Source organism: Polynucleobacter sp. MWH-Braz-FAM2G (assembly GCF_018687635.1).
Taxonomy (GTDB): Bacteria; Pseudomonadota; Gammaproteobacteria; order Burkholderiales; family Burkholderiaceae; genus Polynucleobacter.
Window position 1 is genome coordinate 415,423 of the sequence record NZ_CP061300.1, and the last position, 23,214, is coordinate 438,636.

The 23,214-nt window shown below is 44.8% G+C and carries 24 protein-coding genes, 2 tRNA genes and 1 pseudogene; 19 read left to right on the forward strand and 8 right to left on the reverse strand.

The features are described 5' to 3' along the window. Positions 1–5 precede the first annotated feature (5 nt). The 8 genes from lepA to nagZ are packed head-to-tail and all read left to right on the forward strand — an operon-like array spanning position 6 to position 7,392. Positions 6–1,811 (forward strand): translation elongation factor 4, encoded by a 1,806-nt coding sequence (lepA, locus tag FD973_RS02245; RefSeq protein ID WP_215324026.1) that lies wholly within the window; start codon positions 6–8, stop codon positions 1,809–1,811. Beyond that, the gene (gene lepB / locus FD973_RS02250; protein ID WP_215324027.1) at positions 1,811–2,617 is read left to right on the forward strand and encodes a signal peptidase I; all 807 of its coding nucleotides are present in this window, start codon (positions 1,811–1,813) and stop codon (positions 2,615–2,617) included. Before lepA ends, lepB begins: the two co-directional genes overlap by 1 nt. Before the next feature lie 23 nt (positions 2,618–2,640). Next, positions 2,641–3,414, forward strand: coding sequence for a ribonuclease III (gene rnc / locus FD973_RS02255; RefSeq protein WP_371816875.1), 774 nt, complete (start codon positions 2,641–2,643; stop codon positions 3,412–3,414). Between the two features lie 44 nt (positions 3,415–3,458). Further along, positions 3,459–4,352 carry a GTPase Era gene (gene era, locus FD973_RS02260; RefSeq protein WP_251368810.1) on the forward strand — a complete coding sequence of 298 codons (894 nt, stop codon included), beginning with the start codon at positions 3,459–3,461 and terminating at the stop codon, positions 4,350–4,352. A 5-nt stretch (positions 4,353–4,357) separates the two neighbouring features. Beyond that, complete coding sequence (recO, locus tag FD973_RS02265) at positions 4,358–5,092, forward strand: DNA repair protein RecO (RefSeq protein WP_215324030.1); 735 nt, start codon at positions 4,358–4,360, stop codon at positions 5,090–5,092. 12 nt (positions 5,093–5,104) lie between these two features. Next, on the forward strand, positions 5,105–5,863 hold the full coding sequence (gene pdxJ / locus FD973_RS02270) for a pyridoxine 5'-phosphate synthase (RefSeq protein ID WP_215324031.1): 759 nt from the start codon (positions 5,105–5,107) through the stop codon (positions 5,861–5,863). A gap of 14 nt (positions 5,864–5,877) precedes the next feature. Next, positions 5,878–6,270 (forward strand): holo-ACP synthase, encoded by a 393-nt coding sequence (gene acpS, locus FD973_RS02275; protein ID WP_215324032.1) that lies wholly within the window; start codon positions 5,878–5,880, stop codon positions 6,268–6,270. A gap of 45 nt (positions 6,271–6,315) precedes the next feature. After that, complete coding sequence (gene nagZ / locus FD973_RS02280; RefSeq protein ID WP_215324033.1) at positions 6,316–7,392, forward strand: beta-N-acetylhexosaminidase; 1,077 nt, start codon at positions 6,316–6,318, stop codon at positions 7,390–7,392. A gap of 7 nt (positions 7,393–7,399) precedes the next feature. Here nagZ and FD973_RS02285 read toward each other — a convergent pair whose 3' ends face one another. The 3 genes from FD973_RS02285 to earP all read right to left on the reverse strand — a co-directional run bounded on the left by FD973_RS02285 (position 7,400) and on the right by earP (position 10,197). Then, complete coding sequence (locus FD973_RS02285) at positions 7,400–8,401, reverse strand: GNAT family N-acetyltransferase (RefSeq protein WP_215324034.1); 1,002 nt, start codon at positions 8,399–8,401, stop codon at positions 7,400–7,402. A 78-nt stretch (positions 8,402–8,479) separates the two neighbouring features. Continuing rightward, entirely contained in the window at positions 8,480–9,040 is a 561-nt protein-coding gene (gene efp / locus FD973_RS02290; protein ID WP_215324035.1) for an elongation factor P, read from the reverse strand. A gap of 86 nt (positions 9,041–9,126) precedes the next feature. Further along, on the reverse strand, positions 9,127–10,197 hold the full coding sequence (earP, locus tag FD973_RS02295; RefSeq protein WP_215324036.1) for an elongation factor P maturation arginine rhamnosyltransferase EarP: 1,071 nt from the start codon (positions 10,195–10,197) through the stop codon (positions 9,127–9,129). On the opposite strand from earP, the gene uvrC reads away from it, so the two are divergent. The 5 genes from uvrC (at position 10,196) to FD973_RS02320 (ending at position 13,575) form a co-directional block, all read left to right on the forward strand. Next, a complete protein-coding gene (gene uvrC / locus FD973_RS02300; protein ID WP_215324037.1) occupies positions 10,196–12,106 on the forward strand; it encodes an excinuclease ABC subunit UvrC in 1,911 nt (636 codons plus the stop codon). The genes earP and uvrC overlap by 2 nt on opposite strands. A gap of 30 nt (positions 12,107–12,136) precedes the next feature. Next, a complete protein-coding gene (gene pgsA / locus FD973_RS02305) occupies positions 12,137–12,712 on the forward strand; it encodes a CDP-diacylglycerol--glycerol-3-phosphate 3-phosphatidyltransferase (RefSeq protein WP_215324038.1) in 576 nt (191 codons plus the stop codon). A gap of 116 nt (positions 12,713–12,828) precedes the next feature. Then, positions 12,829–12,904: transfer RNA gene (locus FD973_RS02310), tRNA-Gly, on the forward strand. Between the two features lie 49 nt (positions 12,905–12,953). Beyond that, positions 12,954–13,027 (forward strand) — tRNA-Cys (locus tag FD973_RS02315). Between the two features lie 86 nt (positions 13,028–13,113). Beyond that, entirely contained in the window at positions 13,114–13,575 is a 462-nt protein-coding gene (locus tag FD973_RS02320) for a hypothetical protein (RefSeq protein ID WP_215324039.1), read from the forward strand. 71 nt (positions 13,576–13,646) lie between these two features. Here the strand turns inward: FD973_RS02320 and lexA are convergent, their stop codons facing one another. After that, positions 13,647–14,366, reverse strand: coding sequence for a transcriptional repressor LexA (gene lexA / locus FD973_RS02325; RefSeq protein WP_215324040.1), 720 nt, complete (start codon positions 14,364–14,366; stop codon positions 13,647–13,649). A 60-nt stretch (positions 14,367–14,426) separates the two neighbouring features. On the opposite strand from lexA, the gene FD973_RS02330 reads away from it, so the two are divergent. The 6 genes from FD973_RS02330 to dnaB all read left to right on the forward strand — a co-directional run bounded on the left by FD973_RS02330 (position 14,427) and on the right by dnaB (position 19,637). Continuing rightward, positions 14,427–15,503 (forward strand): asparaginase, encoded by a 1,077-nt coding sequence (locus FD973_RS02330; protein ID WP_215324041.1) that lies wholly within the window; start codon positions 14,427–14,429, stop codon positions 15,501–15,503. A 134-nt stretch (positions 15,504–15,637) separates the two neighbouring features. Further along, complete coding sequence (rpsF, locus tag FD973_RS02335) at positions 15,638–16,012, forward strand: 30S ribosomal protein S6 (RefSeq protein ID WP_068948000.1); 375 nt, start codon at positions 15,638–15,640, stop codon at positions 16,010–16,012. Between the two features lie 53 nt (positions 16,013–16,065). Continuing rightward, on the forward strand, positions 16,066–16,365 hold the full coding sequence (gene priB, locus FD973_RS02340; RefSeq protein ID WP_251368811.1) for a primosomal replication protein N: 300 nt from the start codon (positions 16,066–16,068) through the stop codon (positions 16,363–16,365). 13 nt (positions 16,366–16,378) lie between these two features. Then, the gene (rpsR, locus tag FD973_RS02345) at positions 16,379–16,651 is read left to right on the forward strand and encodes a 30S ribosomal protein S18 (protein ID WP_076022861.1); all 273 of its coding nucleotides are present in this window, start codon (positions 16,379–16,381) and stop codon (positions 16,649–16,651) included. A gap of 13 nt (positions 16,652–16,664) precedes the next feature. Then, on the forward strand, positions 16,665–17,117 hold the full coding sequence (gene rplI, locus FD973_RS02350) for a 50S ribosomal protein L9 (RefSeq protein WP_215324042.1): 453 nt from the start codon (positions 16,665–16,667) through the stop codon (positions 17,115–17,117). A 69-nt stretch (positions 17,118–17,186) separates the two neighbouring features. Further along, positions 17,187–19,637: a replicative DNA helicase gene (dnaB, locus tag FD973_RS02355; protein ID WP_371816876.1), complete on the forward strand. Its 2,451-nt coding sequence runs from the start codon at positions 17,187–17,189 to the stop codon at positions 19,635–19,637. Between the two features lie 92 nt (positions 19,638–19,729). Here dnaB and FD973_RS02360 read toward each other — a convergent pair whose 3' ends face one another. The 4 genes and pseudogenes from FD973_RS02360 to FD973_RS02375 all read right to left on the reverse strand — a co-directional run bounded on the left by FD973_RS02360 (position 19,730) and on the right by FD973_RS02375 (position 23,137). Then, positions 19,730–19,996 (reverse strand): hypothetical protein, encoded by a 267-nt coding sequence (locus FD973_RS02360; protein WP_215324043.1) that lies wholly within the window; start codon positions 19,994–19,996, stop codon positions 19,730–19,732. 71 nt (positions 19,997–20,067) lie between these two features. Beyond that, entirely contained in the window at positions 20,068–20,889 is an 822-nt protein-coding gene (locus tag FD973_RS02365; protein ID WP_215324044.1) for a mechanosensitive ion channel family protein, read from the reverse strand. A gap of 87 nt (positions 20,890–20,976) precedes the next feature. Beyond that, positions 20,977–21,378: pseudogene (locus FD973_RS02370) on the reverse strand (C40 family peptidase); the annotation flags it as partial. A gap of 106 nt (positions 21,379–21,484) precedes the next feature. Next, positions 21,485–23,137, reverse strand: a complete 1,653-nt coding sequence (locus tag FD973_RS02375; protein WP_215324046.1) for a PhoH family protein — start codon at positions 23,135–23,137, stop codon at positions 21,485–21,487. Positions 23,138–23,214 lie beyond the last annotated feature (77 nt).

A 23,214-nucleotide genomic window follows, 5' to 3' on the forward strand; every position in this document is an offset into this window, starting at 1 on the left:
ACGCTATGGATTTAATCCGCAATTTTTCTATCATCGCTCATATTGATCACGGCAAATCAACGCTTGCTGATCGCATTATTCAACTTTGTGGCGGTCTTTCTGATCGCGAAATGGAAGCGCAAGTTCTAGACTCAATGGATATTGAGCGCGAGCGTGGCATTACGATTAAGGCTCAAACTGCTGCTTTAAATTACAAAGCGAAAGACGGTAAGGTCTACAACCTCAATCTGATTGATACCCCTGGGCACGTTGACTTCTCTTATGAAGTAAGTCGTTCTTTGTCCGCTTGTGAGGGTGCTTTGTTGGTGGTCGATGCCAGCCAGGGTGTAGAAGCCCAAACGGTAGCAAACTGTTACATGGCTCTTGAGTTGGGTGTTGAAGTGGTGCCTGTGCTCAACAAAATTGATTTGCCGCAAGCCGATCCTGATCGCGCTAAAAAAGAAATTGAAGATGTGATTGGTATTGATGCATCAGATGCGGTGACTTGTTCGGCCAAAACAGGTCTAGGCGTTCAGGATGTCATTGAAGAGATGATTGCTAGGGTGCCTCCGCCAAAAGGTAATGCAGCGGAACCATTACAAGCTTTGATTATTGATTCTTGGTTTGACAACTACGTAGGTGTTGTCATGTTGATACGCGTTGTTAACGGCACCTTGAAGCCAAAAGAAAAAATTACCTTAATGGCAAATGGCTCAAGCCATTTAGTTGAGCATGTTGGTGTATTTAGTCCTAAGTCAGTTGATCGTCCAGAATTGTCTGCTGGTCAAGTGGGCTTTGTGATTGCCGGCATTAAAGAATTAAAGGCTGCCAAGGTTGGCGATACAGTGACCCATTCTTCTGGGCAACAAGGACGAGTTCCTGCTGCTGAGCCATTGCCTGGTTTTAAAGAGGTGAAGCCGCAAGTATTTGCCGGTCTTTATCCAGTAGAGGCGAGTGAATATGATCAACTGCGTGAATCACTCGAAAAACTCAAATTAAATGACGCTTCTCTCTTGTATGAGCCAGAGGTTTCTCAGGCTCTAGGATTTGGATTTCGTTGCGGGTTCTTGGGGCTACTCCATATGGAGATTGTGCAAGAACGCTTAGAGCGTCAATACGGTATGAATCTGATTACTACTGCTCCTACGGTGGTGTATCAGGTGCAACAGTCTGATGGCACGATTTTGATGGTGGATAACCCATCTAAGATGCCGGAGACTAGTAAGGTTGACACCATCATGGAGCCGATTGTGACTGTCAATCTGTACATGCCTCAAGAATACGTAGGTTCAGTCATTACCTTGTGTGTCGGGAAGCGTGGTATTCAGACGGGTATGAACTATCTCGGTCGTCAGGTACAACTCACATATGAATTGCCAATGGCAGAAATTGTTCTGGATTTCTTTGACAGGCTGAAGTCCATTTCGCGCGGTTACGCTTCAATGGATTACGAATTTAAGGAATACCGACCTGCCGATGTAGTTAAGGTAGATATTTTGATCAATGGTGATCGCGTTGACGCTTTGTCAGTCATTGTGCATAGAAGTAATAGCCAGCATCGCGGGCGCGAAGTCGTTGCAAAAATGCGTGGCATTATTCCACGCCAAATGTTTGATGTAGCTATTCAGGCTGCAATAGGTAGCAATATTGTTGCTCGTGAAAATGTGAAGGCTTTACGTAAGAACGTATTGGCCAAGTGCTACGGTGGCGATATATCCCGTAAACGCAAACTTCTAGAAAAACAAAAAGAAGGTAAGAAACGCATGAAGCAGGTGGGTAATGTGGAGATTCCACAAGAAGCGTTCTTGGCTATTTTGCAGGTGGAGGATTAATGAACTTTGCTCTAATCCTTTTAATTCTAGTTGTCACAACTGGCATCGCATGGGTTGCTGATAAGCTTTATTTTGCTCCCCAAAGACGATTGGCTGGTATTGATCGTATACCTTTGTGGTTGGAGTACACGGCTGGTTTTTTCCCAGTAATCTGCGCAGTGTTTGTCTTGCGTTCTTTTATTGCAGAGCCCTTCAAAATTCCATCGGGATCAATGATTCCAACATTGCAAATTGGCGATTTTATTTTGGTAAATAAATTTACCTATGGAATTCGTCTGCCAGTGCTGAATCAAAAAATCGTTGACCTCGGTTCACCTAAACGTGGAGATGTGGTGGTATTCCGTTATCCTCGCGATGAGTCCGTGGATTACATTAAGCGTGTAGTGGCCTTACCTGGCGATGAAATCACATATGAGAATAAACGTCTGACTATCAATGGTCAGCCCTTGCAGTACAGTGGCGGCGAATCTTATCTCGATCCTGAAAATATGCGTTACGCCAAGCGTTTCACCGAAACTTTTCCGGCAGACTTAGGCGGTAATCGTCACGAGATCCTCAATGATCCTGATCGTCCTGCTACCGTTTTTCCAACAGAGCGTTTTCCGGGATTTGAATTCTGTCAATATCAGCCAAATGGCTTGACATGCAAAGTGCCTCCTGGTCATTATTTCGCTATGGGCGACAACCGAGATAACAGTGCAGATTCACGCTACTGGGGTTTTGTGCCAGACAAGAATATTGTTGGCAAGGCATTCTTTGTTTGGTTAAATCTCGGTAATCTAGGTCGCATAGGCGGCTTCGAGTAATCATCATGAATGCACGTGCCGTCATTGATACAGGACCGCTGCAAGATCGCCTTGGCTACGCATTCAAGAAGCCAGAGTTATTGAATCAGGCATTGACTCACCGCAGTCATAGCAAGAAGAATAATGAACGCCTTGAATTTTTGGGTGACTCCATTCTAAATTGCGTTGTCGCTGAAATGCTTTATGAGCGATATTCAGATTTAGATGAGGGAGATCTCTCTCGTGTGCGCGCGAACTTAGTCAAGCAACAGGCTTTATATGAGATTGCGCAAACTTTATCCTTGTCCGATTACCTGCGCCTAGGTGAAGGAGAGCTTAAAAGTGGTGGCTTTCGTCGCCCCTCTATATTGGCTGATACATTGGAGGCAGTTACAGGCGCTATTTTTGTAGATGGCGGTTTTGAAGCGGCTAAAACTTGTTTGCGTAAACTATATTCCATCATTTTGGCGAATGTAGATCCCAAGACATTGGGTAAGGACGATAAAACTCTTTTGCAGGAATGTTTGCAAAGCTATCAACTACCTTTGCCGACATACAACGTGACTGGTACAACTGGCGCTGCCCACAATCAGCAATTTGAAGTTGAATGCTTGATTCCTAATCTCAAGGTGGCCGTTAAAGGTGAGGGCGCATCTCGTCGCGCTGCAGAACAAGCTGCCGCAAAAATGGCTTTATTAGCAGTGCTAAAAGCCTTGCCACAAGAATCACGTAAACCCAAGAAAACTCGGTCTGCCAAGAAAAAGGCGGCTAAAAAAGAAGCAACTGAAGAACAATTAAATCTTAAGCTGAAGGGCTAATCGTGTTTAGATGCGGCACCATCGCCATCGTTGGGCGTCCCAATATGGGCAAATCAACCTTGCTCAATGCGCTAGTTGGTCAAAAAATTAGCATTACCTCGCGTAAGGCGCAAACTACTCGTCATCGGATTTTAGGGATTCAGAATCGGGAAGAAGCGCAATTTATTTTTATCGATACGCCTGGTTTTCAAACGCGCTTGATGAATACCTTGAACAAGGCGCTGAACCGAACTGTCACCACTGCTTTACAGGATGTGAATGTGGTCTGCTTTGTGGTTGAAGCTGGCTACTTTGGTGAAGACGATAAGAAAGTATTGAAGCTACTCCCGGATGATTTGCCGGTGGTTCTAGTTCTAAATAAGCTGGACTTATTTAATAGCAAATTTCAAGCGCCCTCTGAGCGTGATCAAGCATTGTTGAGTTTTATTAAGGAAATGGCTCGCCCTTGGTGTGAGTTGGGTGGTCATGAGGATCAGAAGTGTGAGTTTGCTGAAATCGTTCCCATGAGTGCAAAGAGTCCAGGTGATATCGAAAGATTGCTGGATGTCCTTGAGGGGTATCTACCTGAAGCTCCAGCTGTTTACGACGGCGATACTATTACGGATCGTAGCGAGCGTTTCTTGGCAGCTGAAATTCTGCGTGAAAAAGTGTTTCGCTTTACGGGCGAAGAGTTGCCTTACACCAGCACTGTAGTGATTGATCAATTTAGGATGGATGGCAAAATGCGTCGCATAGCGGCGACCATTTTGGTCGATCGCGACAGTCACAAGGCAATGATTATTGGGCAAAAGGGCGAGCGCCTCAAAAAGATTTCAACGGATGCTCGTATCGATATGGAGAAGCTTTTCGACGGCAAGGTTTTCTTGGAGACCTGGGTCAAAGTGAAGCGTGGCTGGGCGGATGATCGTGCCGAACTTCGGGCGCAAGGGTTGGAATAAGTTAAATGGCTTCGATTCGCGTTGCTGACGAGCCTGCCTTTGTATTGCACAGCATCCCCTATAAAGAAACAAGCTTAATACTGGACGTTTTTACTCGGCAGTATGGACGCATGGCCTTGATCGCCAAGGGTGCTAAACGTCCGCATTCAACTCTTAGGCCTGTATTGCAACGCTTCCAACCACTTCTGGTTTCTTGGAGTGGTAAATCTGAACTCCGTACCCTAACTAAATCTGAGTGGGTCGGTGGCATGCCATCCTTGGTGGGTGACGCTTTGCTCTGCGGGTTTTATTTAAATGAATTGCTAGTCAAGTTTTTAGCGCGTGAGGATGATTACGAAAAGTTGTATGACCGCTATGCGGAAACAATTAACGCTTTATCTAATCTAGAATTTGGGTCAAAGGGCTTAGAAGAAATTTTGCGCCCATTTGAGTTATCGCTTCTTCAAGAGACGGGGTATGCGGCGGCCCTTGATCGTTGTGTTGAAACTAATGAAATGCCTATTGCCCATGAGCAGTATGTATACCAACCAGAGCGAGGTGTTCGTCCTATTCAGGTGGACGATCCAGGGCATTGGCCAGTACTCACTGGAAAATCGCTATTAGCAATTGCCGTGGGAGATTTTTCTGATCCAGACACGCTTTCAGAAAGCAAGCAATTGATGCGTTTTTTGCTAGGCTTGCATTTGCAAGATCAGGTTTTAACAACTCGTCAAATTTTGATTGATTTAAAGAAAATCTAGTAATCTACTGAGATGAAGCGCCCCCCAACCCTAGAGCTCGGAATTAATATTGATCATATTGCTACGCTGCGTAATGCGCGTGGCACGGTATATCCCGATCCATTAAAGGCGGCACAACTGGCAGAAGAGGCTGGCGCTGATTTAATTACTTTGCATTTACGTGAAGACCGACGCCATATTAAAGATGCAGATTTATTTGCCCTGAGACCATTGATACAAACACGCATGAATCTCGAATGTGCAGTCACGCCTGAGATGATCGATATTGCTTGTAAGGTGCGTCCTCATGATGTGTGCTTAGTACCAGAGAAGCGTGAGGAAGTGACAACCGAGGGCGGTCTGGATGTATTGGGTCATTTTGAAGCCACTAAAGCAGCAACCAAAAAGTTGGTTGATGTTGGGATTCGGGTGTCATTATTTATTGATCCTGAAGAAAAGCAAATTCAGGCTGCTAAGGACGTTGGTGCAACTGTGGTGGAGTTACACACTGGCCGTTATGCGGATTTATCGGGAGCAGATCAAGTTAAAGAATTGGAACGTATTCGGAAGGCAGCTATCTTTGGCAAAAGCATTGGTCTTAGGGTCAATGCTGGTCATGGGTTAAATGAAGGTAATGTCATGCCCATCGCAGCCATCAAAGAGTTATCCGAGCTTAATATTGGGCACGCGATTGTGGCTGAAGCTGTATTCAAGGGTTGGCAAAATGCAATTGAGGATATGAAAGCCTTGATGGTTCGCGGTCGCAACCCAGATCATGTGCCAACTGTTTAGTGGCTGGAAACATAATGATCATTGGAATTGGAACCGATATTCTTCAAATTGAGCGTTTGCAAGCGGCCTACGAGCGCACTAAAGGACGCCTAGCTGAAAAAATTTTAGGCCCTGATGAGATGGTGATATTTCAGCATCGTTTGGCTAGAAATCACAAACGTGGCATGGCTTTCTTGGCAACCCGTTTTGCAGCCAAAGAAGCATTTTCAAAAGCAATCGGCTTGGGTATGAGGATGCCAATGACATGGCGCTCGCTGCAAACTTTAAATGAATCAAGTGGAAAACCTGTGACAAGCTATTTGGGAAAGTTAGCTCAATTTATGCAAGAGAAGAATTGGGAGGCTCATGTAACAGTCAGTGATGAGCAAGATATGGCGATTGCTCATGTAATCGTTACTCAAAAGTAAATTTAATTAATTATCTTTAGCAATCATCTCGAGGAAGAGGAATAGATGAGCAAATCAATCATGGCGCCTGGGCCAGTCACTTTAGATGTCATTGGTCTTGAGTTAAATGCTGAAGATCGTCGTCGCATCCTCCACCCTCTTACTGGAGGTGTAATCTTATTCGGTAGAAACTTTTCTAATCGTCAGCAACTGACTAAATTAACAGCCTCTATTAAAAAGCTACGTCCTGATGTTTTGATTTCAATCGATCATGAGGGTGGGCGTGTGCAGCGCTGTAGAGCAGATGGTTTTACCCATTTACCAGCAATGCGTAAGCTAGGTGACTTGTGGGGGGTAAAAAACAAATCAACGCATCCTGCTGAATCTGCTGCAATCGCTATGGCTGCGGCGACTGCTTGTGGGTATGTGCTTGCCTCTGAATTGCGCGCATGCGGAGTTGACTTTAGTTTTACCCCAGTATTGGATTTAGACTTTGGCCGCAGTGGCGTGATTGGAGATCGATCATTTAGTCGCGATCCTCAAATTGTCTTTGCGTTGGCGAAGAGTTTAAATGAGGGTTTGCGCCTCGGGGGAATGGCTAACTGTGGAAAACATTTTCCCGGGCATGGTTGGGCTGAAGCAGATTCTCATGTGGCCATACCAGTGGATGAGCGTAGCTTAAAGCAAATTCTGAATGATGATGCCAAGCCATATGAATGGTTGGATTTAAGCTTGGCAGCTGTGATGCCAGCTCACGTAATTTATCCGAAGGTGGATAAAAATCCAGCGGGTTTTTCAAAGATCTGGCTTCACTCCATCTTGCGACAAGAGTTGGGATTTGAAGGCGTAATCTTTAGTGACGATCTTTCGATGGAAGGTGCCAGTGTTGCAGGGTCGGTAGTTAAGGGCGCTGAAATGGCCTTGGATGCTGGCTGCGATGCAGTGTTGATCTGTAACCGTCCGGACTTAGCAGATCAGCTTTTGAGTAAGCTTAAGGTATCAAAAGCTAAGCAGGAAGAATCAAAAGAGCGTTTAAATAAATTAATGCCAACTGCAATATCACCTGCTTGGGATGCACTTCAAAGCGAGTCTGAATATCAGCATGCCAAAGGTTTGCTGCAGCAGTTAGACTTGATTGACTAGATATAGCCTATTTTTTGCTAATTCTCTCCCATTCGGAGAGAACATATTTTTTAATGTCATATCCTTGTGGTCTTGCGCAAACAATAGTCTCTACATCGACGGGCTGATAAATTTTCTGGAGTCTGAGTGAATCACCTTTGGTAGAAAAATTTGGCATCCAAGATCCCCAAAAAAACCCAATACTTTCGAGTTCAATATAGGCATTTGCTGCTGCCTCTTGCTCAATAGGGATATCTAAATAGATTGAGGCAAGCTTCATGGTCTCTAGTTTTCGAAGCTCATGTTTTACTGCGGCGATTAAATCACCACCAATGCGATCAATAGCAATGTTAGCGGTTTGGATGCTGGAATTCACTACGGTATGAAAGGTTGTTGCGCCGTTCGCCCTTAAATTAGTACTCACTATTTTGCGTGGCAGATTTAAATCAAGTGCTAATGATTGAGCATGTTCGATATGCTGAGATGGAATATAGATCGTATGCGGACGGTCATTGAGTGGCAAATAAAATGCCAATAATGACATGCGGGTATCTGGGTGATTTTCCAATCCCTTCATGGAAATAGTTGCAGGCGTATCCCCAATAAATAATCCCGTTTCCTTTGCATTAAATGCGATCATTTCATGCTGGCTATACGGGTGATTGGTAACACACTCTGTCCAAAATCCTGGTAAAGAGAGTTCTTGGGCAATCTCGATTCTTTTTTTTGCCATGATTTCAGCAATGTGGCGCCCCCTGAAATTGGGATCCACCATCATTTTTCCTGCTTCTGGCGAAACGTTGTGGGCGCCATCAAAGGTTAGCGCACAGTGTCCAATGATTTGACCATCATCAAGTTTAGCGACGACTGAGTGCATCAACTTACTCTCGATAATTTCTTGTAGTTGGTCGATGTTGTACATGATGGTGTTGGGATAAGTATCTCCATAACAGCGACGCACGCAATCAATTAATTGCGGTAATTCGCTAATTGCAAGTCGAGAAATTTTCAAGGGAAGATTGCTATTCATAGTGTGGATATTATGAGGCTAAGCTACAAATTAAAAAAGCCCGGATAACCGGGCTTTTAGGCTTCAGCAGATAGCTAATTAGTTAGCGCGGCTGCGGTATTCGCCTGTACGAGTATCGATTTCGATTTTATCGCCAGTGTTGCAGAACAAAGGAACTTGCAATTCATAGCCAGTTGCCAATTTTGCGCTCTTCAATACTTTGCCAGAACTGGTATCACCTTTAACTGCAGGTTCTGTGTAAATGATTTCACGAACCAATGAGTTTGGCATAGCTACTGAGAGTGCTTTACCTTCGTAGAACACAACTTCGCAAGGCATACTTTCTTCGAGGTAGTTTAGTGCGTCACCCATGAACTCAGCCTCAACTTCGTACTGGTTGTATTCAGTGTCCATAAAGACATACATTGGATCTGCAAAATAAGAATAAGTACATTCTTTCTTGTCGAGAATCACAACATCAAATTTGTCATCAGCTTTGTAGACGCCTTCGTTCGGAGCGCCAGTTAACAAATTTTTAAATTTCATTTTCACAACTGAGGAGTTGCGGCCTGAGCGGCTGTATTCGGCCTTCAAAACGACCATGGCATCAGAGCCAATCATTACTACGTTACCAACGCGGAGTTCTTGTGCTGTTTTCATATTGCTATTCCTGGGGCAGAGCTATTTTTCTGCAGTTTTTATCAAAAACAAGATTGTAACCGCCCGCCAGCCTTTATTGCTTGGGATTAAGCGACGAAGCGGATTAAACGCGCTGGCAAGCCTCCATCCCCTTGTTTTTGGAGTAAATGCGCTCGCCAGTGCTCTGCATGGATCTTCCAGGTATCTAGGCTATCTAGCCATTCATCGGGCATAGCCCAGGTCATGGCCGCAATAGTTGCAAGTCTTAAGGCTTGGTTTGCTTCTTCAAGATAGAGATCCAGAAATGCAGCTAATTTCACTTCATGAGCTCGATCTTCTTGGGGGTAAATATGCCAAATAAAAGGTTTTCCGGCTAACTGTGCGCGCACAAAAGAGTCTTCGCCACGTACGATATTGAAATCGCATTGGGAGAGGACCCAATCAAAGTCATCTTGAGAAACAAATGGCATTGACAATAATTGCAAATGGTTTGGTAAGGTGAGTGGTTGCTCGCCATAGAGATTTAATTGCTCTATATGCCCATGTGCAAGCAAGATATCAATGTCTTCATTACGCTGAGCTAAATTCTCTAGCCATTTTTTTAAAGGGGCGCCTGGATAGCAAAAAATACTCATCCGTTTAGCATTTGGGCGCAATTTTGACCAAATATTTTTCAGATCTTTTGGTATTTGCTTTACAACTAGCTGACCTTCAGGTGGAATGGGGTCGAGCAATAGACCACCGACTTCATCTTGAAAACCGGGAAAGAAGAAGTATTTGGGGATGCCGTGAGACTGGGGGGATGCTTTGCCGTGGAACTCAGCTACCCAAGGTTCCGCACTGAGATACTCTAGATTAATTATGAGGGGCTTAACCGGTGCGACAAATAGACCTGCCAGATAGCGCTCTGGCAGTTCACAGCCAAAAGCTTCAATAACTATGTCTGGAGTTTGCACGGGATGACGAGCATTGCTGTAACTAGCTTCCCATGGCTGGATATCAATTTTTTGTTTAATCGAAGAATCTATACCCGATGAGAGTAAATTAAGGACTGGTAGATCATCGCAAAATATACGGACCTCTTGCCCATGAATACTTGATAAGCTACGGGCTAGACGCCAGCAAACGCCAGCATCACCAAAGTTGTCTACGATTTGACAGAAAATATCCCAACGCATGAGCAATTCGCTTTTCGAAACCCTTCAAAAGGATGTTAAACGGCTACCCGGTTTGCCGGGGGTGTATCGCTTTTTTGATGAAGCAGGACATATTCTGTATGTAGGCAAAGCACGTAACCTTAAAAAGCGTGTCTCAAGTTATTTTCAGCGTACCCAGTTGTCACCGCGTATTGAACTGATGGTGGGCAAAATTGCTCGCTATGAAACTACGGTAACACGAACTGAAACTGAAGCCCTCATTCTAGAGAACAATCTCATCAAAGAGTTGGCTCCCCCATTTAATATTTTGTTTCGTGATGACAAGTCATACCCTTATGTAATGTTGACCGGGCATCAATTTCCAAGATTAGCTTCATATCGTGGAAAGGTAGATAAGCGCAATCATTACTTTGGACCCTTTCCCAATAGTTGGGCGGTACGAAATAGCGTGCAAATACTGCAAAAAGTATTTCGACTAAGAACCTGTGAAGATTCTGTATTCAAGAATCGTAGCCGTCCTTGTCTTTTGCATCAAATACATCGCTGTAGCGCTCCTTGTGTTGGTCGCTTGAGTGTTGAACAGTACGGTCAAGATGTCGCGCAAGCTACACGATTTTTGGAAGGCGATCATAGTCGAGTTCTCTCAGAGCTTGAAAGGGAAATGCACAAGCATAGCGAGGCGATGGAGTTTGAAATGGCCGCAGTATTACGTGATCGGATCGCAGATCTGTCTAGCGTTCTACAACAGCAGGCTATGGATGCGGTTGCTGAAGGCGAGGGGGATGTGGACATCATCGCTGTGGCGCAGATGGAAGGGATGGTTTGTGTCAATCTCGCAATGGTTCGTGGCGGACGTCACTTGGGGGATAGGGCTTATTTCCCTAAAGGATTACGTACTACCTCTGGTGAACTGCCGTCCCCCGCGGAAATATTAGAAGCCTTTATTACCCAGCATTATCTTGAGGAGAGTGCTGAAGATGCGACAGGTAATTTAATTCCGCCTGTATTGGTTTTAAATCATGCCTTGCAATCAGCAAATGATGATCTCACCCAGCTGAATGAATCACCGCCAGAAGATTTGCATGAGCTATTAAATGCTCAGGCGGGTAGAAAAATTTCCTTCTTGCATCAACCTCAAGGGCAAAGACGCCACTGGCTTGCAATGGCTGAGGGTAATGCAAAGATTGCCCTTACTAAAAGGCTGGTAGAAACCGGAGGTCAATTGGCCAGGGCGCGCGCTTTGGCTGATGTTTTAGGTTTAGATTTAGAAAGCCTTGAGCAACTTCGAATTGAATGTTTTGATATCAGTCATACCTCTGGCGAAGCTACTCAAGCATCATGCGTGGTGTATGCCAAGAATGGAATGCAGTCGAGTGAGTATCGACGCTTTAACATCAAGGACATTACTCCAGGTGATGACTATGCCGCTATGCGTCAAGTATTGCATCGACGTTATGCTAATTTTCAAGAGCTTCCATTAGAAAAAATTCCACAAGTCATTCTGATTGATGGTGGCAAGGGTCAAGTAGAAATGGCGCGTCAGGTTCTTTCTGAGTTCGGAATGGATGTGGGCTTGATTGTTGGTGTAGCTAAAGGTGAGGGGCGCAAAGTGGGTCTAGAAACCCTCATTTTTGCCGATGGCCGGCCTGCTCTAGAGTTGGGGATTGATAGCGCTGCTTTGCTATTGGTGGCTCAAATTCGAGATGAAGCGCATCGCTTTGCGATTACAGGCATGCGAGCAAAAAGGGCTAAAGCGAGAACGATTTCGCGCCTTGAGGAGATCGAGGGAATTGGTGCCAAGCGCCGTCAAAAATTACTGGCGCGTTTTGGTGGTCTAAGGGGGGTTGCTAACGCAAGCATTGAAGAGATAGCTAGCGTAGAGGGCGTTTCCTTAACTCTTGCCGAGCAAATTTATCGACAGCTTCACTAGCCCCATCACCACTTGGTTTATGCTTAACGAATGCCCTTTAATTTACCGATCGCCTTAACTTGGTTGCGTGTTGCAGCGATTCCACTGCTGGTGGCTGTCTTTTATCTTCCGAATAGTTGGCTGACTCCGTTTGAAAAGAATCTGATTGCAGCAATCATTTTTATCTCTGCTGCGATTACCGATTGGCTCGATGGTTTCTTAGCCCGTCGTTTAAAACAGGAATCAGCATTTGGACAGTTCTTAGATCCTGTCGCGGATAAGCTTATTGTTGCCGCTGCTTTGTTGGTGTTATTGAATATGGATCGTGTACAGGTTTGGGTAGCACTGATCATTATTGGTCGTGAAATTACGATCTCGGCATTAAGAGAGTGGATGGCTTTATTGGGCGCAGGTAAAAGTGTTGCTGTGCATATGGTTGGTAAGTTGAAAACAACGGCCCAGTTAGTGGCAATTCCTTTTTTATTGCTCAATGACACGCTGTTTGGTTGGCTCAATTGCGCTCAAGTTGGCACATGGTTAATTTGGATTGCATCCTTTTTAACGCTTTGGTCGATGTTTTATTACATGAAAAAGGCTTTACCGCAACTGGTAGGAAAAATTGACTAGAGCCTAGAAAGCCCAGCCAGTTAAGCTTTTCAAGGAAATCACATTCCTCTAATTTTTAGGTTTTACTAGGAATAATGCTTTCTTTGCGATTGTTTGTTAAACTATCGCCCTGTTATGCGGGAATAGCTCAGCTGGTAGAGCGATACCTTGCCAAGGTATAGGTCGGGAGTTCGAACCTCCTTTCCCGCTCCAAGTTCGATGGGAAGCCCTAAAAAGCTTCCCATTTTTGATTCAAATGTTTGGCGCGTTGGCCGAGTGGTTAGGCAGGAGCCTGCAAAGCTTCGTACGGGGGTTCGATTCCCTCACGCGCCTCCAGTAATTTGTCTTGACGATTTAGGCGCATCACCTAAAATACTTTTAACTAATGTAAGTAAAAGTGTTACTAACTTAATAAAGTACAAATGATCAAATTCAGGACTCTTAAATTCAGCGCTCATGCATTGTTTTTGGCAACTGCATTAGGTGCCTGCGCAAGTTCTGGCGACTCCCCTTCTGGTTCACCGCAAGAAGTTCAAGAAGTGCAATCGCAATTATTGGGTGATATGTTGTTGCCCCAAGGTGCGCGTCTGAATGGGTCTGATTCGATCATTATTGGTCGCGGCAATGAATGGGTTGGAAGAGCCACGGTGAATGCGCTTCAAGGCGCAACCGATGTATACGCATTCTTTCAGTCTGAGTATCCCAAGAATGGCTGGACAACAGTTACTGCAGTGAAAGCTAAAACTAGTATTTTGGTTTTTACAAAGGCCGATAGAACTGCCACCATTGAAGTGGTTGATGGATCGCTCGGAGGACCAAAATCAGTAATTGTGATTACATCATCACCTAAGAATGCCAATGTTCAGGCTCCAGTTCGGAAGTAATCACTATTACTTGAGCGGTAATTATTAAAAAGGCCTCTAACAAGAGGCCTTTTATCTAATGGAGTTCTGACTTAAAGTCCCTCGGCCCGAATAAGGCCGACCGCCTGACCTTCAATAGCAAAATTGGGTTGACGGTCGTCAACCAAAATATTTTTGAAGTCTGGATTTTCTGCTTGCAGTTCAATGACCATTCCATTGGCGGTTTTCTTTTGTTGCCAACGCTTCACTGTAACTTCGTCATCAAGGCGAGCTACTACGATGTCACCATTACGAACTTCAGTTGTTTTTCTGACAGCCAAATAGTCGCCATCCAAAATTCCTGCATCGCGCATGCTCATGCCTTTTACCTTCAACAAGTAATCAGCACCCTTGCTAAATAAGCTCGGATCAATCGGTATGTGTTTTTCAATATGCTCAACAGCCATGATTGGCGAACCAGCAGCAACTCGCCCAATTAAGGGTAGGGTAAGTTGTTGAAGTGCACCCGATGGTAAAGAGAGTTGGCGATATTTATTGCTGTTGTGCGATTGGTTATAGCGTTGCGCAATACGAATGCCACGTGAGGTACCAGGAGTCAGTTCGATATAACCTTTTTTTGCTAAAGCGCGAAGATGTTCTTCCGCTGCATTTGCAGAGGCAAATCCTAGTTGGGTCGCGATCTCTGCGCGTGTTGGTGGAAGGCCGCTCTCATCGATAGCCTTGGTAATTAGCTCCAAGATCTCATTCTGGCGTGGAGTGAGTTTGGGGAGGGCAGTTAGCTCCTCTGGGAAATCGACTGTGTTTATGTCCATACTGGGATTGTATACAGCAGTTTTTGATATTTCAAGCAATTTTGAGGGGATAATGGAGCAATGAGCACAATTGAAAATAATGCAGAGCATTCACCTCATATTTTGGTTTTAGGAATGGGAGGTACGATTGCTGGGGTAGCCGGTAGGCCTGCTGAAAATCCCATGCAATATGAAGCTGGACAGATTGAAATTGCTTCCTTGTTGGCGCATATTCAAGCAGCTGTACCTGGGGATATCAAGCTTGTTTCCCAGCAGGTAGCCAATATCAATAGTCGAAATCTGACGGAACCATTATTGAGCCTTCTTGGCGAGACTGTAAGAGTGGCCCTTGATAATTCAATGGTCAAAGGGATAGTGATCACTCACGGAACAGATACGATTGAAGAAACTGGGGTCTTTTTGCAGCTGACTTGCGGGAAATTTGCTCAAAATTTAGGCAAAAGAGTGATCCTAACCGGAGCTATGTTACCCGCCAATGCTCCTAAAGCGGATGGGCCATCCAACCTATTGGATGCCATTCGTTGGGCTTCTACTCCCATTGATAATTGTCCTGGTGGCATATATGCCGTCATGCATGGTAGGGGGTGTTTGGCCATGGACTTGGCTAAACGGCATGGAACTGCCTTAAATGCACCTATTCAGGCGTCTCCCAGTAGTTCGGTAGGTCTTATTAATCCGTCTTGGTTATCGGGGGTGAAAGCGGTTCAAGCCCTCTGGAATGAGGATTTGCCTATTCCTAAGGGAAATGAGTGGCCTTGGGTGGAAATATTGACTAGCCATGCTGGCGCACGTTCAGAAACAATCACTCACTGGCTAAGTTCTAAGGTTAAGGGGCTAGTCCTTGCAGGAACGGGTATGGGTGGCTTTCATGATGCGTGGAGGGAATCTCTGGTTGCAGCAGTTAAACATGGGATTGCTCTAGTTAGAACAAGTAGAACGGGGGCCGGTGAAACGGCGCAGGATCTTCCAGAGGCTGACATCGTTGGGTGCTTGGCGTCGGGCAGTCTTTCTGCCCCTAGGGCCAGAATTGCGCTCCAATTGGCCTTGAATGCTGAAAAACAAGCTCAATCAGCGGGTAAATCCCTGACTTGGCAGGATTTTTTTGCTAGAATAGCAGTCTTGCCAGTAATTCGGTAAGCGCTGAAAAGCGGTTGTAAAAGTGTTGTATGCAGTACCTACAATTTGTTACTACCTTGTCACACTGGCGCTGAGTTCGCAACCATCAGAACTTAGCAAGACGCCCAGGTGACTTTATCCTTAAGGAGTGTTTGATGCGTCATTATGAAATCGTCTTTATCGTCCATCCGGACCAAAGCGAGCAAGTGCCAGCGATGATTGATCGCTACAAAGCTACATTAGCAGCTGCGGGCGGCAAAATTCATCGTATTGAAGATTGGGGTCGTCGTCAGATGGCTTACATGATCGACAAACTTGCTAAAGCCCACTACGTTTGCATGAACATTGAGTGTGACCAGAAAACTCTGGAAGAGCTCGAGCATGCGTTCAAATTTAACGATGCTGTTTTGCGTCACCTCATTATCAAGACTAAGAAAGCTGAAACAGAGCCTTCCATCATGATGAAAGAAGTGCAACGTGAAGAAGCGCGCAAATCAGCTCAATCCGAAGCTCCTGTAGCAGCGGAATAAGTTAGAAATTTGAAGAGGAATACACAGACTAGAAAACGTATAAGAGAAGCGGAGTGGCGTTGAATCATTTCACCCTCACTGCAATCTTGGTATCTAAAGACGCGATTCGATTTACACCTGCAGGAATACCTGTGATGCATTGTCTGCTAGAGCATAGTGGCCAAGCAAACGAGGTAGGAGTAGCAAGGAAGATTCAGATGAATGTTGAAGCCATCACAATCGGTCCGTTACAAAAGGATCTAGAGCAAATGGATTTAGGTGCTGAGGCGGTGTTTGAAGGATTCTTGGCACCCAAGACTCTACGTAATCAAAGACTTGTTTTCCATATTACCCATATTCAATTGAAAAATTAAAGAGGAAATCATCATGGCGTTTGGAAAGAAACCCGATTTCAAAAAGAAACCAGCTCAGAACCCATTGTTCAAGCGTAAGCGTTATTGCCGTTTCACTGTTGCTGGCGTAGAACAGATTGACTACAAAGATGTAGATACATTGAAGGACTTCATTGGCGAAAACGCCAAGATTACTCCTGCTCGTTTGACAGGCACAAAAGCAAAATATCAGCGTCAGTTAGACACTGCTATCAAGCGTGCTCGTTTCTTGGCTTTATTGCCATTCTCCGATCAACATAAGAAATAATTAGGAGCCCTCAATGCAAATCATTCTTTTAGAAAAAGTAATTAACTTGGGCAACCTTGGCGACATCGTTCGCGTTAAAGACGGTTATGCTCGCAATTTCTTAATCCCACAACGTAAAGCTCGTCGTGCTACTGATGCAGCGATTGCTGATTTTGCAGTTCGTCGCGCTGAACTAGAAAAAGTTGCTGCTGAGAAATTGGCTGCTGCTGAAGCGATTGGCGCAAAGCTCAAAGACTTGGTTCTTGAAATCGGTCAAAAAGCTGGTGTTGACGGTCGTTTGTTTGGTTCTGTAACCAATCACGATATCGCTGATGCTTTGAAAGCTAAGGGCTTCACAATTGAGAAGTCTTCAGTACGTTTGCCTACTGGCCCATTGAAAATGGTTGGTGATCACCCTGTAGCGGTAGCTGTTCATACCGATGTTGTTGCAGACATCACTATTCGTGTAGTTGGCGAGCAAGCTTAAGTTTTAAATCTGTAAACTAGCCTCATGGCTGAATCCCGTTCACGTTCCGTTACGCTGAATCCCAGCATGATGGGCTCTGGGGATGCAGTCGTGCAGGCTTTAAAAGTACCGCCACACTCTGTAGAAGCCGAGCAGTCTTTGCTCGGCGGCCTACTGATCGATAACTCCTCTTGGGATAACCTCGGCGGAGTATTAAACGACAAAGATTTCTACCGCCCCGAACATGCTCTAATTTACAAGGTCATTGCACGTTTGGTTGGCGACAATCATCCTGCTGACGTCATCACTGTTTACGATGCGATTAAATCTGAGCAGGGTGGTGATTTAGTCAGTATTGATTACCTCAATTCATTAGCTCAAAACACTCCTAGCGCAGCCAACATTAAAGGCTATGCTGACATCGTTCGTGACCGCAGTATTTTGCGTCGCTTGATTGAGGTCTCAGACAGTATTGTTAATTCTGCTTTTGTGCCAGAAGGTCGCACCGTAAGAACCCTTTTGGATGAGGCCGAGTCACGCATTCTTCAAATTGGTGAAGAAGGTAGTCGTAAAGCTGATTATCTCGAGATCGAACCTTTACTAAAAACGGTGGTTGCTCGAATTGATGAGTTGTATAACCGTCAAGGCGGTAGCGATATAACGGGTATTGCTACAGGATTCATTGATCTTGATAAGCAGACTAGTGGTTTGCAAAAAGGCGATTTGGTCATTGTGGCTGGAAGACCCTCGATGGGTAAAGCCCAACCTCTTGATGCAAAAGTAAAGACTGTAGACGGCTGGAAATTGATGGGTGACCTTAAGTTTGGTGATCGACTCGCATCGGTTGATGGTGAGCACTCCATGGTTACAGGTATCTATCCGCAGGGCATTAAGCAAATTTATAAAGTTGTTTTTTCTGATGGGCGTGAGGCTGAATGTTGCGCTGAACATCTATGGCGAGTGATGTACCGTGACTGGGCTGAGCCCAAAGTAATTGACACTGCTCGTTTAATGGAAATGTTGGGCTCTGTTCGTTATAAAAATAGGTTATGGATCGAACCTGTGACCGGAGATTTTGGGCATACAAATGAATTACCAATTCACCCTTGGGTGTTTGGTGCTTTATTGGGTGATGGCACTCTAGCGCTCTCTCACAGCAGCGTATTGTTTTCCACAAAATCTCCCGAGCTGGTTGAGCGTATCAATGCTCTCGCGGGTTATGAGATGGAACTTGTGCATGCTAATGCTTACGATTGGAGACTGGTTTCTAAACAGCGAATTGCTGCTAATGGCGCTAGACAGTCTGTCCCAATAAATTATTTCAGGGCTGCCTTACAAGATTTAGGTGTGCTAGGTTGCAGAAGCTTTGACAAATTTATACCTGCAACTTATCTAGAGGCCAATCGGAATGCTCGACTTGCGTTATTCCAGGGTCTAATGGATACCGATGGGTGGATTGAAAAGTGGGGCTCAATTCGTTTTTGCACTGCTAGCAAGCGACTTGCTCAGGACGTTGCCACTTTAGCGAGATCCTTGGGGGGGTTCTGTTCAATCGCTAATAAACAAACTAGCTATACCTACCTAGGTGAAAAAAAACAGGGTCGCTTATCGTTTGTTTTGAATATGAGTTTTGGTGCTGGCTTTCAAGCATTTAGCTTGCCCGAAAAGAAGGAAAGATTAAGAGCGAGTTGGGATCGTCAGCGTCGCCTAACTTTCAAGAGTATTGAGCCATCAAGAGTGACTCAAGCGCAGTGTATTTCTGTAAGCCATCCTCAGAGAACTTACATTACTGATGATTATGTTGTTACGCACAACACCGCATTTGCGCTCAATATCGCTGAAAACGTTGCCCTAGCCGAAGGTTTGCCGGTTGTTGTTTTCTCGATGGAGATGTCGGGTGAGCAGTTGGCAGCGCGTCTACTTGGATCTGTTGGGCGTGTTGATCAAGGTCGTATGCGTACAGGTAAGCTCCAAGATGATGAGTGGCCACGCGTAACCGATGCGATTGCTCGTTTAAGTAATACGCAAATTTTGATTGATGAAACTGGTTCACTATCAAGTCTAGAGTTACGTGCGCGTGCTCGTCGTATAGCTAGAAACTTCGGTGGCACCCTTGGTTTGGTAGTGATAGATTACCTGCAACTGATGAGTGGTTCTGGTTCTGAAAACCGTGCAACAGAAATTTCTGAAATCTCTCGTTCACTCAAATCACTCGCAAAAGAACTGCAGTGTCCAGTTGTGGCGCTATCTCAGTTAAATCGTGGTCTTGAACAGCGTCCCAATAAACGTCCAATCATGTCTGACTTGCGTGAATCTGGTGCTATTGAACAAGATGCGGACTTGATTATGTTTATTTATCGTGATGAGGTATATCACCCAGATACCACTACCGATAAAGGCGTAGCCGAGATCATAATCGGTAAGCAGCGTAATGGTCCAATTGGTACCGTGCGTTTAAGCTGGCAAGGCCCTTATACGAAGTTTGATAATTTAGCGCTGGGTTCTATTGGTTATTCTTCGGGTGGATACGAGCCGTTCTAAAAGAAAAACTTATTCAATAACTTAGAGATAAAAGAAAAAGCCTCGCATTGCGAGGCTTTTTTCATATTGCAGAGAAGATTCTCCAAGTATCCTTATTTGGCACCTTCACACTTTTTAATAGAGGCAGCCTTAGCAGCGCCATATAGTGGCTTACCATCTTTGCTAACCGCCTTGGCTTCACAATCATTTGGTTTAGCATCGCCCATACATTTTTTAATAGAAGCATCTTTAGCAGCGCCATACAACGGCTTACCATCTTTACTTACTGCCTTGGCTTCACAAGCTGCCTGATCGGCAAATGCGTAAGTCGGAAGTGCAAAACTGAGTGCAATACTTAAAGCGGTAATGATTTTTTTCATGCTCATTCTCCTTAATAGTTGGATGTACTTCTGCTGCAGATAGACACTACGATTGATTCTAATCTTAAATACTAGTTCTGTTTCACAATCATATTCTGAGATGCCACTGGAGTTGGGAATCCGGCTGCAGCAAGCGCTTCACTCATGACTCGGTTGCTATCAAAATATACCTGCCAATAATGATCATTGTTGCAATATGGGCGAACGGACAAGACCGGGCCTACTAGATTGAACTCTAAAATATTTACCTCAACAGCTGGCTCCTGAAGAACATTAGGAATTGCTGCAATCTTTTCGCGCAGTAAAGACATTGCAGCATTTTGATCGGCGGCACCCGAGAGTTGGCACTTAAGATCAACGCGACGATAAGGGCTGTTACTAAAATTTTGGATAGTGTCACCCAAAATCTTGGTATTGCCAATCATGGTGGCAATATTGTCTGGTGTATAGATAGTTGAGGAGAACAAACCAATCTCTTTGACGGTACCAGTAACTCCGCCTGCAGTAATAAAGTCCCCCACTTTAAATGGACGCAACACAATTACAAATACCCCTGCTGCAAAGTTAGAGAGTAAACCTGCCCATGCCGCTCCAATGGCTACACCTGCTGTAGCAATTAAAGCGGCAAAGCTGGTGGTTTGAATTCCAAAATATCCAAGAATTCCGACAACAAGCAGGATATTCAAAGTTACCGAAACGACCGAGCCAACATAACGCAGAATGGTAGGGTCTAACTTTTGTGCTTCCAATCCTCGGCGAATAATATTTAGGGCTAGACCAATTAACCAACGACCAATTACCCAAAAGGCAATCGCCGCCAAGATCTTCAGTCCAATATCAGTAGCAGTTGTTACTAATATTTCTTGTATACGGTTTAAATCCATTTCTTTCATTGCCACTTTCCAATCTCGTTACGATAAAAATACTTCAAATCTAGAAAATATTATTTCCTAGTGGGGTGATATTGGGCGTTAGTCCTAAGGCGCTATACGTCGCGCCTCTGTAAATTTAGCTGCCCAATATGGCGTGGTGATGTAGTCCAAGCGCACCGTACCTCCAGCGCTGGGGGCGTGCACAAATCTTCCTTGCCCAACATAGATGCCGGCATGTGAATACTTTTCTCCAGTGGTATTAAAAAATACTAAGTCACCTGGCGCAGGCGGCTCATTCTCGACACTACGTCCCTTGCTACTCATCTGCTGAATGGTTCTTGGTAGCTTAATACCGGCTGCTTTGTTGTAAACATAAACAATGAGACCGCTACAGTCAAAACCACCTTTGGGTGTATTGCCACCAAAGCGATAGGGAACATCCACTAAACCTACTGCTGCAATAGAAATATCTTCAGTACCAACACTCGTATCTTGCTTAAATTGAGCAATTTTGGGATTGGGTGATTTATTGTTGGTGGTGCTACACCCGTTAAGTGCGATAAGAGCACAAATAAAAATGCCGCACCCAATTAGAGTGCGGCATGAGGTGTATTTTTTAAAGCGCGTCAGCTGCATGATCCGCAAGACGTGAACGCTCACCGCGAGCTAAGGTCACATGACCACCATGACGCCAGCCTTTGAAGCGATCAACTACGTAGGTTAAACCTGAAGAGCCTTCGGTTAAGTAAGGTGTATCAATCTGAGCAATATTGCCTAGGCAAATAATCTTGGTTCCTGGTCCAGCGCGGGTAACTAAGGTCTTCATTTGTTTTGGAGTTAAGTTTTGTGCTTCATCAATGATGACAAACTTGCTAACAAACGTTCTACCACGCATAAAGTTCATACTCTTTACTTTAATACGCGACCGGATCAGTTCTTGCGTAGCTGCGCGACCCCATTCTCCAGCGCCACCATCATCATTGCGTTGCAATACTTCTAAGTTGTCGTCAAATGCACCCATCCATGGCTGCATTTTTTCTTCTTCAGTACCAGGTAAGAATCCAATATCTTCGCCTACTGGCACTGTTGCGCGCGTGATGATAATCTCGTTGTAGCGTTTGCTATCAAGCACTTGTTCTAAGCCTGCTGCTAATGCCAACAAAGTTTTACCAGTACCAGCTTGGCCAAGAAGCGTCACAAAATCAACGTCAGGGTTCATCAAGAGATTCATGGCAAAGTTTTGCTCACGGTTGCGGGCGGTTACACCCCAAACATTATTCTTTTGGTGAGAGAAATCTCTTAGGGTTTGAAGTAGAGCGGTCTTACCGTTGATTTCTTTTACTTGTGCATAGAAGGGTGTTGAGCCATCTGGGTTTTCTTGGTAAACAAACTGATTCACCAACATATTCATGACTGATGGACCAGTAACACGATAGAACATCGTGCCAGATTTAGAGTCTGCCCAACTCTCCATGTCCTTGCCGTGCTTTGGCCAAAAATCGGCAGGCAATGTCATTACACCCGCATACATCAAATCACGATCTTCTAGCACTTGATCATTGAAGTAATCTTCTGCTGGCAAACCTAATGCACGCGCTTTAATGCGCATATTGATATCTTTTGATACCAATACCACCTCTTGGCCTTTGCGAGTTTTTTGTAGTTCACTTACAACCGCCAAAATGAGATTATCGCCTTTTCCTTCAGGAAGTCCTTCGGGTAATGGTTGGGTTGAGAGTTTGGTTTGAAAAAATAGACGACCAGTCACATCTTGGTTGCCAAGCTTATTCAGTGGAATGCCATCATCTAGAGTGCCGCTTGTACCAGCAATTAACTGATCCAGGGAGCGACTGACTGTACGGGCATTGCGGGCCACTTCAGTCATTCCTTTTTTGTGGTTATCCAACTCCTCAAGAGTAGTCATAGGCAGGTAAAGATCATGTTCCGAGAAACGGAACAATGAACTTGGATCATGCATTAATACGTTCGTATCTAATACGAACAAGCTTGGAGGGCCTGTACGAACAACGCGTTTTGGTTTGGAAGGCACAGGTGCTTTATTCTCATTGCGAAGTGGACTGCGATCTGCTTTGATTTTTTCAAGAGCTACTTCTGCCGCTGATAAATCTTCTTCTGCATCGTTGGCCCAATCTGAAGTTTCCACTACCACTGGTTTTGCTTGAGCAGGACGTTTTTTTAAGTCAGGAGTATCCTTGCGACTGAGTTTCACTTGATCAGCAATTTGAGTGGGGATTGGGGGCAGTGGCATGGACTCTCCTAAAAGAAAAAACCGCCAAGCGGAGTGCATTGACGGTTTATTGCGAAATGGGTTGCGGCGAGATTAGA